Source organism: Moorena sp. SIO4E2, assembly GCF_010671945.1.
GTDB lineage: Bacteria > Cyanobacteriota > Cyanobacteriia > Cyanobacteriales > Coleofasciculaceae > Moorena > Moorena producens.
This window is the reverse complement of the sequence record NZ_JAAHIE010000181.1, coordinates 1-12,712: the sequence shown is the minus strand read 5'-3', so window position 1 is coordinate 12,712 and position 12,712 is coordinate 1. Positions and strand designations below refer to the sequence as shown.

The following is a 12,712-nucleotide window of genomic DNA, read 5'->3' as shown; positions in this document are numbered from 1 at the left end:
TCTTTGTACAAAGATGGCCTTCCTTTGATGAAACGACTAATTCAAGCTCGTTGCTCTATTACTGCTCCTCCTACTCTTCCGATACCTCTCTAAACCTGACCAAACGTCTTTCCAAAAGAGCCACACCCAAATAAATTATCTAGAAAACAAAAAGGTAGTAACACCAGAAACAAAGCCAGAAGAATAGTTGCTAGGGTTCACGAACGTATTAGCAATACCCGTCAAGACTACTTACATAAGCTATCAAGAAAGCTTGTTGACGATAACCAAGTCATCGTAGTTGAAAACCTCAATACTAAGGGTATGCTTCGGAACCACAATCTAGCTAAAGCAATATTGGATGCCGGATGGGGGATGTTTGTCAATTTCTTGTCTTACAAATTAGAAAAGGAAGGCAAGGTACTAGTGGAAATTGACAAATGGTTTCCTAGCTCTAAAACATGTTATAGTTGCCTTTATCAAGTGAGTGAAATGCCATTAGATATCAGGGCTTGGAAATGTCCTAACTGTGGCGCTCACCATGATAGAGATGAGAATGCAGCCAAGAACATTAGAGCAGAAGGTATCAGGATATTACAATCCTCTGGGACGGGGGATTCTGCTAGTGGAGGGGATGTAAGACCAAAGCGAGGAAGTAAACCCAAGCTAAGGCAATCCCCTGTGAAGCTGGAAACCACCTGCTCTGCGTAGCAAGCAGGTGGTAGTTCATCTAACTGCTTTGATACCATTCAGACGCCCATCTTCCATATTAACAATCCGGTCAGCAATATCGAGAATTCGATTGTCGTGAGTAACGAGTAAAATTGTACAGCCCTGTTCTTTAGCTAACTGCTGCATTAAATCCACCACTTCACGACCGGATTTACTGTCTAGTGCTGCTGTTGGTTCATCGGCTAAGAGTATCTTGGGATTACCCACTAAAGCACGAGCGATCGCGACTCGTTGTTTTTGTCCTCCAGAAAGTTTATCTGGGTAGTAATTCACCCACTTACCTAAGCCCACTTCTTCCAATATAGCTACTGATTTAGTAATAGCATCTTTAACAGAAAGTTCTGGGTGTAGTTCTGCTGACATTTGCACATTTTGGCGAGCTGTTAAACTCTTGAGTAAGTTATGAGCCTGGAAAATATAGCCAATATGACGCCGCACCGCTATCAAATTACGTTTATTGGCTCCCAGCAGTTGCTGTCCTAGGATTTTAAGACTACCAGATTGAGGCGATCGCAATCCTCCGATTAGGGTTAGTAATGTCGTCTTACCCGATCCAGAAGGACCAGTCATCAACACAATTTCTCCTTGGTGGATGTCTAGGTCAATATCAAACAAAACCTGTTTCCGTAGAAAACCTTTACCAAAGTAATGATTAAGATGCTTAATGGATACAACTGCTTCGTCCACCATGACAGTTTTCCTTCCTAGCTAGTTATTGGTTATTGATTATAGTTTTAGCAATAGTTTAAAAAATATCAGCGGGATCGGCTGCTTGGAGTTTCCCGATCGCGATCGCACCGGAAATACAACACATAATAATCGTCAGAATCAAAACTGTCACTGCCCTAGCTAGACTCATGGCTATGGGTAAACTGGTAGCATTTTTCGTTAAACTATACAACCCTAGTGCCAGTCCATATCCAGGAAAATAACCTAAAATTGCCAGAATCAGAGCTTCTTGAAAAACAACTATCAATAGATACCTGGTTTTATAACCCATGGCTTTAAGGGTAGCATACTCAGGCAAATGATCCGCGACATCAGTATATAGAATTTGATAAACAATCACTGTACCCACGATAAATCCCATAGCGCTACCGAGGGTAAAAATAAAGCCTATTGATGTACTGCTTTGCCAGTAAGCTTTCTCCCAATTAACAAACTCTTCCTTGGATAAAACTCTAACATCCTTAGAAAGTTCGCGCCTCATATTCTCTACAACTATCTCCACATCTAACCCTGGTTCTAATTTAATCAAACCGATATCAATTAGTCCTTTATGGCGATCAGGGAAAAGGCGTAAAAAGTTTAAATCACTGGTGATCACATTTCCATCTGCTGCAAAGGAAGCCCCTAGGGTGAATAAGCCTCCTACTCGAATGCGACGTTCTTTGACTTCAGTGGTTATCTCCTTGCCCTGATTAAACTCTTCAGCAATAGGACCATATTCAGGTCTGGAGCTGTCATCGAACAAAACTACATCGGGCATTTTTATCGTATCCAGATTGCTGGTTACTCCAGATAAATTGAAGACGTTGTCAGTAGGATTAAACCCAATCACAAGTACATTGCGAGTTTCACGGGTTTGAGGATTTTTCCAGAGGCCATAGTCCATATATATCCCACGGATCGATTTGACCCCATCAAATGCAATACTTTGATACAACCTGCGACTAGGAAAACTTTTCAGAGCGAGTATTGATTGGGACTGGGGACTAATCAAAAAAATGTCACCCTGTAAGCTATTATGTAGTGTCACATTACTGGCAAACAGGGCATCCCTAAAACCCATTTGCATAAACATTAAAATATCGGCAAAAGCAATTCCTGCCAGTGCCACCAGCAAACGCATTTTTTCATGGGTCAATTGTAACCATGCTAAAGGTATTTTCATGATTAATATTTACTGGTTAATTACTATTTTTTAATTAAAAATTAAAAATTAAAAATTAAAAATTAAAAATTAAAAATTAAAAATTAAAAATGAATAACCTTATACTTTGTAAGTGTTTCCACCGGATACAAGCCCACGAATTAATTTATAGGTTAGTTTTGAATTTTGAATTGATAATTTTTAATTGGAGCAAAGCGATTGACTAATTACTAATAACTATTTTTACGATGACTTGGGAGTTAGTTAAATCAGTCACGGTCTTGCTGTCTTCTGGATTTAGACGAATATCTACTTCAACAACTCTGGCATCTACGTCAGCGGCTGGATCAGTGTCAAGAACATCCTGTTTGTCAATTTGTTGCCCAATTCTAACTACACTGCCATTGAGTTTACCCTCAAATGCCTTGCTTTCACTAATAATTGTTACTTTCTGTCCTAGCTTGACTTTACCAATATCACTTTCGTAGACTTCAGCAACAACCATCATTTGGTCAGTTTGCCCTAGTTCCACAATTCCCTTTTCTTGATCTACGGTTTCTCCTGGATAAGTGTTAATTTTCAAAACTTGACTATCTAGTGGAGAATGGACGTAAGCAAATTTTAATTCTGCTTCGGCTTGCTTGACTTGTGCCATAGCCATTTCTAGCTCTGCGTCAGCCTGTCTAATATCTACAAGACGTACTTCTTTAATCTCTTCTAGGGTAGCTTTGGCTTCGTTAATCTGTGCTTCTACTACAGCTAGGGTCTGCTTGCGGTTGACCATAGCTTCTTTGAGTTGTTCCCTGAGGGTGCTTATAGTTTGGGTGCGGTTGGCTATGGCTTCACTCACGCTCTCTTGGGCAGTTTCTACGTTTAGGCGGCGGCTGTCCAATTCGGAAATTGCGATCGCACCGTCTCGTTCTAACTGCTGATAGCGCTGAAAATCTGCTTGGACATTCCTTAACTGAGCCTCTAATCGCCTGACTGTGGCATCTTTCTCTTGTTGTGTTTCTTGCAGCTGAGTCTGTAAACGGTCAATGCGAGTTTGTAGCGCCTCCTTCTGCCCCCGATACTCTGCCTCTAGTCGTTTAATCTTAGCCTCCTGAGCAGCAATGGTGCCGCTTTTAGCACCGGCTTTGACTTTCTCCAAGTTCGCACGGCTTACTTTAACCTCCGCTTTTGCCCGTTCTAAATCCGCTTGTAAGCGTCCGCGATTTTCCATGATGGCAATCAATTGATTGGCACCTACTTTATCCCCTTCCTTAACCAGTAACTGAGCCACCCTTGGTGCTTGAAAAGTTGTTGGAGCAGCTAATTGAATAACTTCCCCCTCAGGTTCGAAACGTCCTAGAGCCGTGACAGCTCGGATAGCTGGGGTTTTACTGGCGGATGGCACTGGTTCTGGTGGGCGCTCACGGACCATTTCCAAACTATATCCGCTAGCGACCACAGTTGCCAGAATCCCAACACCAGCCAGTACAATCACCCAACGGCTTAGGGGCTTTGAGAATCCCTGATCTTTTATGCCAATTTTTGGCTCCATGACTCCTCCGGTTAAATCAACCTTTGTCGGTTATATGAGTCATAACCATCTCTTGTGTGCCATATTATATGGCTCCTTACTATTTAATTTACCATAAAGTAAATACTAGATGAGCACCGCTAACAGATTTTTTGAGCAATCCCTCATTACTGGCTCAGCTGAAATTCAGCTGAGTGCATAGCAGGGGTTCCCGCTCGCAACTTTGCTAAAAGTTTAACGAAGGTTTTCTTTTCTGCGCCAGTCAGGTTAGCCATCAAACCTGTCACCCGATTAAAGTGCTCGGGAAGCATTTGCTTCAAGAACTGCCAACCGTTTGGAGTCAGGTTAACCATCAGCATCCGTCGGTCATCTGGGTGGGGCTGGCGTTTAACTAACCCTTGACGTTCAAGACCATCAAGCAGACCTGTGATCGTCCCACGAGTAACACCAGCCTGTTGAGCACATTCGGAAGGAGTCAAGCCTAACGAACCCGCTTTGTGTAATAGCATGAGTACAGTAAACTTACCGATTGATAACTCGTAGCGACCCATATGAGTGTCAATCGCTTCGTAGATTTCAGTGGTAGTTTTCAGGAACGACAGACAAGTAAACACTGATTCTATATCTAGCTCAGGGTACTGTCTCGCGAAATTTAGCAGTTCCTGCTCTGAGGGAAGGTCACGTCTAGTGAACATAGTCTATCCCCTTAAAAAAGTTTGCCGACTTATTATTATCGTGCCTTACTATAGTATTTCTCAAATAGGTGAGGTATACAAGTTGTGGATTTTAGGGAACAGGGAACAGGTAACAGGGAACAGGTAACAGGAAAAAAATCCTGTGTACCTCATTAATATGAGAACCGCTATCATCCATTGCTCCATCCCTAAACTAATCAGCAAACTAATCAGCTTTACGATTGATTAAGTATCAAGATACTGGCAAGTCAAATAGTACCGAGGTCATATAGTTCTCTGCCCATTCAACACCAAAAGCTTTTTCAAGCACCCGCCGGGTTTTGTCATTCTGCCGCTGCTTGCTGCAATAATAGTGTTGACTAGCAATAATTTCTGCTTGCTTTTCTCTAGAGACCGGTAGGGCATTAGCAGCATGGGCACAGTGAATCTGTAATAAATCATCCACCCATGCCAGGAACTGTGCTTCTTCTTCTGGACCATTGGGACGCACAAAAATGCAAAATTCTGAAAAAATGTCTGCCCAAGGTGGTAAGTCACGGGGCTGTTTAAACTCAGGTTTTGGTAGGGTCTGTAACGAACAGTGATAGGCTTCTGGTAAGGTACGTTTAGGGTTGAGTGGAGAAAGGTCTGCGATCGCAGCACTAATTTGTCCTCTAGCTGCCACCACATCACAGCCAAACATGGGCAGAGCATACTCTGGACGAGGAAACATTACACAGTGTAAAATGTCCAACATCTTACCTATTTTTGCCAATTCCAGGTGCATTTTCCGAAACTGACGTGTCTGATAGCAACGGTTTTCGATAGTCAGTTTCTCTCCCTCAAGCCGTCCTTCCACGTAGCCTAACTCGGCTGGTAAATGATAAGGAGAAAGGTCGAAGTAGCGCCGCCAGTTCGACTCTATACAGTCTGCCAGCTTAGCGCACAGAGGGTTTTGTTGGGTTCTTAGGGATGGCGTGGAAGTGGTTGACATTCCTTAACACTTAAAGGCTATGGGTAAAATGGAGGCAACAGGCTTGCAGACAAAAGGGTTGGATGGGTTCTCCCCCCATTATCCCCCTTAACAAGAGGGGTAGGCAAAAGACAAAAGGCATGCAAGACTTGAAGTATCAACCATTGCATTGATTGTAACCTTTGCAAATGGTATATTTTTATACTTTATCTTTCCTCCTTCATCCTTCGACCTCTATCTTCTCACCTTATCGGTCACCATCAATTGCAGCAAGATATCCTAGTATGGACTTCGGATAAGCTTAGGATATCAGCTTGCCATGGTCAATCCTGTAACGCTACACAAAACTTTGTTACTGCTGGGATTGGATAAAGGATTTTGTTTGCGATCGCATAAAATTCCTTGCTAGTAGCATGGACTAGCGGGGCATTGCTGAATCTTCGGATGAAGGTGAGTGGGGTGGGCATCCTGCCCGCCCGAAAATGACCAAAAATTTGGGTCTCAAGCCCCGTCCTTCTAGGAGACGAAACCTGTTTATTGTGGAGTCTTAATCAATAAGTTTTAACCCTTTTACGCATAGCCTGCCAACCATAAAGACTCCACTATCTTACGGTAACTTGGCCGTAGGCCACGCTGCGCGAACAACGGACGGCTTTTTCTTTTTGTGCTACAATGTTACCTAGAGTTGTCCCACGTCAAGATGATAGTATTAGAATTTAAGGTCAAAGGGAATAAAACTCAATATGCCGCCATAGATGAGGCGATACGTACTGGTCAGTTTGTACGAAATAAGTGCATCCGTTACTGGATGGACAATAAAGGGATAGGACAAAAAGACCTGTATCGCTATAACACGTGGCTCAGAGCTGAATATCCTTTTGTTAAAGACTTAAACTCTCATGCCTGTCAAACTTCAGTGGAAAGAGCCTATAGTTCAATTTCTAGGTTTTACGATAAGTGTAAAAAACAAGTCCCTGGCAAAAAGGGTTATCCCAAGTTTAAAAAGTTTTCCCGGTCAGTTGAATACAAGACATCAGGCTGGAAACTTTCCCTTGATACCAAATCAATAAAATTCTTAGACAAAAAAGGAATTGGGAAACTAAAACTCAAGGGAACCTGGGAACTGTGGCGTTACGACCAAAAGCTGATCAAGCGAGTTAGGTTAGTACGTCGAGCAGATGGTTACTATGTCCAGTTTTGTGTCAAAGCTGATGTTAAAGAATCTCTAGAACCATCACATACCAACATTGGGTTAGATGTAGGACTGAAAGAATTTTATACCGATTCCAAGGGAAACACAGAGCCAAATCCAAGGTTTTATCGCAAGGGCGAGAAGCGGTTGAAGTTTCATCAACGCCGAGTTTCTCGCAAAAATAAAGGCTCATCTAGCCGTAAGAAAGCCGTTAATAGATTAGGCAGGATGCACCTTAAAATAAGTAGGCAACGTGAAGAACATGCGAAGAGACTCGCGCGTTGCGTAATCCACTCTAATGATGTGGTCGCTTACGAAGATTTAAGGGTGAGAAATTTGGTCAAAAATCACTGTCTCTCCAAGTCTATTAATGATGCAGGTTGGTATCAGTTTAGAAAATGGTTAGAGTATTTTGGACGAAAGTTTGGTAGAGAAACTGTAGCAGTCAATCCTACCTATACTAGCCAAAATTGCTCAAACTGTGGTGAAGTTGTCAAAAAATCGCTATCTACTAGAACCCATACCTGTAAGTGCGGGTGTGTGTTGGATCGCGACCATAATGCAGCTATCAATATTCTAAAAAGAGCCTTGGGTACTGTAGGGCATACAGGAACCTGGATCATTGATCCGAACGCTTATGGAGAACTGTCCTCTACTTTTCCTGGCTCCGGCCTGGTCGAGCAAGACGGCTCTGTGAAGTAAGAATCCCCGTCCTAGAAGGACGGAGAGTGTCAATACTTTGAGTGGGCGACCGAGATTGACCTAGGTTGATTGTGCGCCTGGTAAAACCGTAAAGTAGATTTGTTAGAGAATTTTTTTGCTTGGCCGTGAAGTAGGATGGGCTAAGTGCTATCAAGCAGTTCAAGGTTAATTCAAAGTTAACAGGAGTTTGGAGAAAATTGGTATGTTTGGTTTAGGATGGCCCGAAGTGATGATTATTGGCGTTGTGGCAGTTGTGATTTTTGGACCGAAGAAAATTCCTGAAATCGGCAGCGCCCTAGGGAAAACCCTCAGAGGCTTCAAAGACGAGATGAATAATCCGACATCAGACCCTGAGGAGTCACAAACTGAGCAGAAAGATTCATAATTAATAAAACGTTCAGGGATTGAGTCATCCTACGCTGACTTTACGGTTAAGACCTGGTTATCCCAGGCGATGGAAGCTATATCAATTCCTGCAATCAGCACGTTTCTCATAGTAACGAGGTACAAACGAGGTACACAGGATTTTTTCCCGATTCCCGACTCCCGACTCCCGACTCCCTAGTCTTTTCATCCTTCGTTGTCCGCGATCGGCGTTCGCGCAGCGTGGCCAAAGGCCTCAGCCGCGCCAAAGGCGATCGCATCTAACTGCTGCCAGTCATTGATAATAATTTTGCCTCCCCGCTTGTAGGTAACCACTGAATTGATGGCATTTATCTTTTTGAACAAACGCACGCATTCTTCATAGGTTATACCTATACTGCGAGCAATTTGATAGTAAGGAAGGTTGATATTTAAGGAGTCTCCCTGAGCAACAGACTCAGTTCCATAGCGAGTTGCATAGTATTGCAGCAGACGCACCAGTCGTACAATTGCCCTTTCAGAAATTAGTCCATGTACGGTGTTATGAATTTGTTGCAGGCGTTGGTTAAAGACTTCCAGGATTCGCAACGCCACTTCTGGGGTATGGCGAATGGTCTCTAACAGCGCCTCTCGTTCTATGGTTAGCACTAGGGAGTCCACCTGACAAATAACTGTTGCGGGTGCAATACCATTACCAAAAATTGCCGGAGCCGCAAAAATATCACCCTCAGGGATGATGCGCAAAAGGCTTTCTTTACCATTAGTCCCGGTTTTTTTAATTTGCAGGGTTCCCTTGATTAAGGCATAGAGTTGGCAGGGGAGGCGATCGCCCTCGTAGATCACAATCTCATCCCGAAAATAAGCCCGTACATTGGTATAAGGCTGAAGATTCTCTAGCGCTGAGGTTTCTAGGTCTTTCAGCACCCAGACTTGAGCTAATTGTTCTATTGAGACCATGCCTACCAGTCCTTTGACAGTGTTTGATAGTTATAGTATTTCTGAATTTGGTAGGGAGCAGGGAACAGGGAACAGGGAGCAGGGAGCAGGGAACAGGGAGCAGGGAACAGGGAACAGGGAACAGGGAACAGGGAACAGGGAACAAGGAGAAGAGTGTGGGGAGAGGGGGTAGTGTGGGGAGAGAGGGGAGAGCACAAGAGTGTGGGGAGAGGGAGGAGAGGGAAGAATTAGTTTGAGATTAATTTGGTATCTTTAAATACTTTTTTTCTAATGGTCTTGATGCATATCCTCATCTGACTCCCCATTTCCCCATCTCCCCATTTCCCCATCTCCCCATCTCCCCATCTCCCCATCTCCCCACACTTCCCTCCCTTTCCCTACTCCCTACTCCCTTTGCTATTACTCCGTTTATGAGCTAGCTCAAGGACAGGGCTAACTTTTTCTGTCACAGTAAAAGTAGCAACGAGTTCAGAGATATTTACCAATCTTAGAAGTTTCTAAATTTGAGATGAGGAAAGGATAATGGTTAATGCGATCGCTACAGCAAACACATCGTTTAGCACTCCCCTACAAAAATTAGCTGACTATCCAGATACAGGGATGATTAGCAAAGTTTTGCTCAAGGATAACAATTGCCAATACACCCTATTGTGTTTGGCAAAAGGTACAGCAATTGAGGAGCATACTTCACCTCGTAATGCCGCAATCACGGTAATTGAAGGGAAAGGAATTCTGACCTTAGACCAGAAAGAGATTACCTTAGAACCAGGAGTCTTTATCTTTATACCGGCTTTTGCACCTCATAAGTTACAAGCCCAAGAGAATCTGAAATTTTTGCTAACCCTCTCCGAAAAGCCCAAACCGGTGAATCAGGTGAGCCAAGAAACTATAGATATCATCAAGTCCACAGCTCCCCTGCTCAAAAAGAATGGTAAGCAAATTACTACTCGGATGTATGAAATCATGTTTCACAACCATCCAGAGGTAAAAGCACAGTTTGATATGTCAGCTCAAGCCAATGGTTCTCAACCAGCTAAGTTAGCGACAGCAGTCTATAGTTATGCTACCAAAATTGATAATATGGAGGCTTTAAAATCCATGGTTGAGGTGATTGCTCATCGTCATGTAAAAACCCATGTTAAACCAGAACAATATCCCATTGTGGGAGAGAGTCTACTACAAGCGATGAAGGATGTGTTGCATGAAGCGGCGACAGAGGAAGTGATAGCAGCTTGGACAGAAGCTTATCAGATATTAGCTGATGTTTTTATTAACCGAGAACATCAAATCTATCAATCATTATAGCAATCTAGGAGTAGGGAGTAGGGAGTAGGGAGTAGGGAGTAGGGAGTCGGGAGTCGGGAACAGCGATGCATCGCTTCTGCCTTCTGCCTTCTGCCTTCTGCCTTGCTGTTGTGCATTTTAAATGCACAACAACTTAGTTTAAATTACCAGCAGTCAAAACTTGCTCAACGGTTAACATCAGCTCAGGAAACGTAGGTGATGTTAACCGTTGATTTCCAGTTAACACTGTTTCCTGATATAACCCTTCCTCTAACACCAGCAGTGAAACCTTTTTCTTCGGGGGGTCAACAATCCAATATTCAATGATTCCCAAGGCAGCATACTCTGAACGTTTGTAACGATAATCTCGCTTAACAGAATCAGGACTCACCACCTCTACTGCTAATAATGGAGGAGTATCACATACTGCTGAGTGATCTAGCAATGCCATTACCTGATCTTTGGTTACCACATAGACATCACTTAGCCGTGACTTGCGCCATCCTGTCCGAATTCTAGCTTCTTTAAAACACAGCCAAGGCAAACCCAAACGATTAATTTCTGCTTCCAATACTTGTTCAATAAACTTAGCAATCAGCAGATGCCTAAAGGTTGGTGGATTCATGATTTCTAACCTCCCATCCACCAATTCATAGCGGTTGTCGGTACCATCATCATAGTTGAGGTATTCTTCAAAGGTGTATAATCCTTCTGTGGTTATAGTTGTCATGTTGAGCAATCCGGGAAAGTTTACATTTGGTAATCTATAGCAAAGGGAACAGGGAGTAGGGAGTAGGGAGTACGGAGTAGGGAGTAGGGAGTAGGGAGTAGGGAATAGGGCATCACAAATTCTCACAATTCAATTAGGATACCTATATATAGGGTTTATAAATAGGTCATGAACAATCTTGCTGATTTTTAAGAACACCAAAAAATCATCCAAGCTCTTTCCTACTGCTCCGAACGCGCCCCGCGTGGCCTACAGTCCCTGCTCCCTCCTCCCTGCTCCCTTTTCCCATCAATCCTATATTCACAACTCAAATACAAACGCTATATATACCAATCCTAATTGAAACCTCAGAGAAATTAGTCCCACCTAAAAAGCAGTAAGGGGGCGGACGGCTATACCCGTTAGGCTAAACCCAACTGCCCACCAGGCAATAGAGATGGCGTTGCTTAATAATGGAATGATTTTAAGAGTTTTGTGGAATGGGCATGTTGGTGGAACGGGCATCTTGCCTGTTCCTTAGATTGTCGGGCATGTTGGTGGAATGGGCATGTTGGTGGAATGGGCATCTTGCTGGAACGGGCATGTTGGTGGAACGGGCATGTTGGTGGAATGGGCATGTTGGTGGAACGGGCATGTTGGTGGAACGGGCATGTTGGTGGAATGGGCATGTTGGTGGAATGGGCATGTTGGTGGAATGGGCATGTTGGTGGAATGGGCATGTTGGTGGAATGGGCATGTTGGTGGAATGGGCATCTTGCCCGTTACAATTCCCAGACGGCCAGGATGCCCACCCCACTCCTATTCATCCCTTGATTCAGCAATTGCCTTGCATTCAGCTATCAGCCATTGGCCAACGGCTGACGGCTGACGGCTGACGGCTGAATGCTTACGAAAAATAATCCGAGTTGAAAATTCCTAAAAATATTACGATATATTTCATTGTTGAAAATCCCGAAAAATATTACGATATATTTCATTTTTCGGGATTTGCTCTCTTTCTTTGTTTTTCATGTTAGTGTTATTTTGGTGGCAGTTAGAAGTATAGAAAAGGTATTTCCCTATTCCATCATTCAACTCCAAGGGTACTCCCGTTATAGTCGAAGACTTAGCGGTAGGGGAATTGGAGAATGAATTTGTAGCGTATCTTGCCTATTTTTGTTAGGATAAGATTACACGATTAGCAAGATTGCTATCGATCACAATCCCAAAATTAAACGATTAAGGGACACGAAGCAATCAGAGTTTTCTCAGGTTCCAATATATGCATTAAAAGACAAGCTGAAAAGCCTCTGTCGCATGGAATTAAGCTGATCATAAACATACAAGTAACCCCAAGGATTTTATCGGAGGGTCTAGAGGCTGTTTGGTTCAGCCGTTAAGGGTTTTATACTCTTAAGAATCCCTCGCTATAATCTTCGATTTAGCGACGGGAGTATCAAAGTCTTCTGGTCAAGATTATCCTCCAATTATTAGGCGGGATAGATACTAGCTATGTTGGAACATGTTCTCTCGTTTCTTAAGGAACAACTCAACAGCTACATCCGAGTAAAAACCGGAGGTCAGGCTTTTGAGGTCTTATTTCTTCAGGATCGCAACGGGAAAGAAGTTTCCTTAGAAGAGAATGCCATTACTACCTTATTAGTTAACTTAGAAGAAGACTATACCTTTCGTTCTGGTGCTGCCTATGACCGGATGCCTAATCAAGGGGGGAAGCAGCAAAACAACCCTAAT

General features: G+C 43.2%; 14 protein-coding genes and 2 pseudogenes. 7 read left to right on the top strand and 9 right to left on the bottom strand.

The window, feature by feature from the left end; all coding sequences use genetic code 11:
• Window positions 1-132: 132 nt before the first annotated feature.
• Window positions 133-690: pseudogene (locus F6K37_RS18860) on the top strand (RNA-guided endonuclease InsQ/TnpB family protein); the annotation flags it as partial.
• Window positions 691-705: 15 nt separating this feature from the next.
• Here the strand turns inward: F6K37_RS18860 and F6K37_RS18855 are convergent.
• The 5 genes from F6K37_RS18855 to F6K37_RS18835 all read right to left on the bottom strand — a co-directional run bounded on the left by F6K37_RS18855 (window position 706) and on the right by F6K37_RS18835 (window position 5,774).
• A complete protein-coding gene (locus F6K37_RS18855; protein ID WP_008186224.1) occupies window positions 706-1,401 on the bottom strand; it encodes a DevA family ABC transporter ATP-binding protein in 696 nt (231 codons plus the stop codon).
• Window positions 1,402-1,456: 55 nt separating this feature from the next.
• On the bottom strand, window positions 1,457-2,605 hold the full coding sequence (gene devC, locus F6K37_RS18850; protein WP_008186225.1) for an ABC transporter permease DevC: 1,149 nt from the start codon (window positions 2,603-2,605) through the stop codon (window positions 1,457-1,459).
• Between the two features lie 202 nt (window positions 2,606-2,807).
• Entirely contained in the window at window positions 2,808-4,127 is a 1,320-nt protein-coding gene (locus F6K37_RS18845; RefSeq protein ID WP_008186226.1) for an ABC exporter membrane fusion protein, read from the bottom strand.
• A gap of 146 nt (window positions 4,128-4,273) precedes the next feature.
• On the bottom strand, window positions 4,274-4,801 hold the full coding sequence (locus F6K37_RS18840; RefSeq protein WP_008186227.1) for a MarR family winged helix-turn-helix transcriptional regulator: 528 nt from the start codon (window positions 4,799-4,801) through the stop codon (window positions 4,274-4,276).
• A 232-nt stretch (window positions 4,802-5,033) separates the two neighbouring features.
• Window positions 5,034-5,774 (bottom strand): phycocyanobilin:ferredoxin oxidoreductase, encoded by a 741-nt coding sequence (locus tag F6K37_RS18835; protein ID WP_008186228.1) that lies wholly within the window; start codon window positions 5,772-5,774, stop codon window positions 5,034-5,036.
• Window positions 5,775-6,453: 679 nt separating this feature from the next.
• On the opposite strand from F6K37_RS18835, the gene F6K37_RS18830 reads away from it, so the two are divergent.
• Window positions 6,454-7,647 carry an RNA-guided endonuclease InsQ/TnpB family protein gene (locus F6K37_RS18830; RefSeq protein WP_008186229.1) on the top strand — a complete coding sequence of 398 codons (1,194 nt, stop codon included), beginning with the start codon at window positions 6,454-6,456 and terminating at the stop codon, window positions 7,645-7,647.
• A 202-nt stretch (window positions 7,648-7,849) separates the two neighbouring features.
• Window positions 7,850-8,032, top strand: a complete 183-nt coding sequence (locus F6K37_RS18825) for a Sec-independent protein translocase subunit TatA/TatB (protein WP_044493720.1) — start codon at window positions 7,850-7,852, stop codon at window positions 8,030-8,032.
• A gap of 185 nt (window positions 8,033-8,217) precedes the next feature.
• On the opposite strand, the gene F6K37_RS18820 is transcribed toward F6K37_RS18825, so the two are convergent.
• Entirely contained in the window at window positions 8,218-8,967 is a 750-nt protein-coding gene (locus F6K37_RS18820; protein WP_008186231.1) for a Crp/Fnr family transcriptional regulator, read from the bottom strand.
• Between F6K37_RS18820 and F6K37_RS18815 the strand changes: the two genes are divergently transcribed.
• Window positions 8,966-9,139, top strand: coding sequence for a hypothetical protein (locus F6K37_RS18815; protein ID WP_287251553.1), 174 nt, complete (start codon window positions 8,966-8,968; stop codon window positions 9,137-9,139). The genes F6K37_RS18820 and F6K37_RS18815 overlap by 2 nt on opposite strands.
• Before the next feature lie 55 nt (window positions 9,140-9,194).
• Here F6K37_RS18815 and F6K37_RS18810 read toward each other — a convergent pair whose 3' ends face one another.
• Entirely contained in the window at window positions 9,195-9,320 is a 126-nt protein-coding gene (locus F6K37_RS18810) for a hypothetical protein (RefSeq protein WP_008186233.1), read from the bottom strand.
• A 169-nt stretch (window positions 9,321-9,489) separates the two neighbouring features.
• Between F6K37_RS18810 and F6K37_RS44695 the strand changes: the two genes are divergently transcribed.
• Window positions 9,490-10,272, top strand: coding sequence for a globin domain-containing protein (locus F6K37_RS44695; RefSeq protein ID WP_008186234.1), 783 nt, complete (start codon window positions 9,490-9,492; stop codon window positions 10,270-10,272).
• Here the strand turns inward: F6K37_RS44695 and F6K37_RS18795 are convergent.
• On the bottom strand, window positions 10,260-10,388 hold the full coding sequence (locus F6K37_RS18795; protein WP_267872055.1) for a hypothetical protein: 129 nt from the start codon (window positions 10,386-10,388) through the stop codon (window positions 10,260-10,262). The genes F6K37_RS44695 and F6K37_RS18795 overlap by 13 nt on opposite strands.
• Window positions 10,389-10,405: 17 nt before the next feature.
• A complete protein-coding gene (locus F6K37_RS18790; protein WP_008186235.1) occupies window positions 10,406-10,981 on the bottom strand; it encodes a Uma2 family endonuclease in 576 nt (191 codons plus the stop codon).
• Between the two features lie 479 nt (window positions 10,982-11,460).
• Here F6K37_RS18790 and F6K37_RS18785 point away from each other — a divergent pair, with 479 nt between their 5' ends.
• The gene (locus F6K37_RS18785) at window positions 11,461-11,856 is read left to right on the top strand and encodes a hypothetical protein (protein WP_287251552.1); all 396 of its coding nucleotides are present in this window, start codon (window positions 11,461-11,463) and stop codon (window positions 11,854-11,856) included.
• 616 nt (window positions 11,857-12,472) lie between these two features.
• Window positions 12,473-12,712, top strand: a pseudogene (locus tag F6K37_RS18780) (hypothetical protein); the annotation flags it as partial.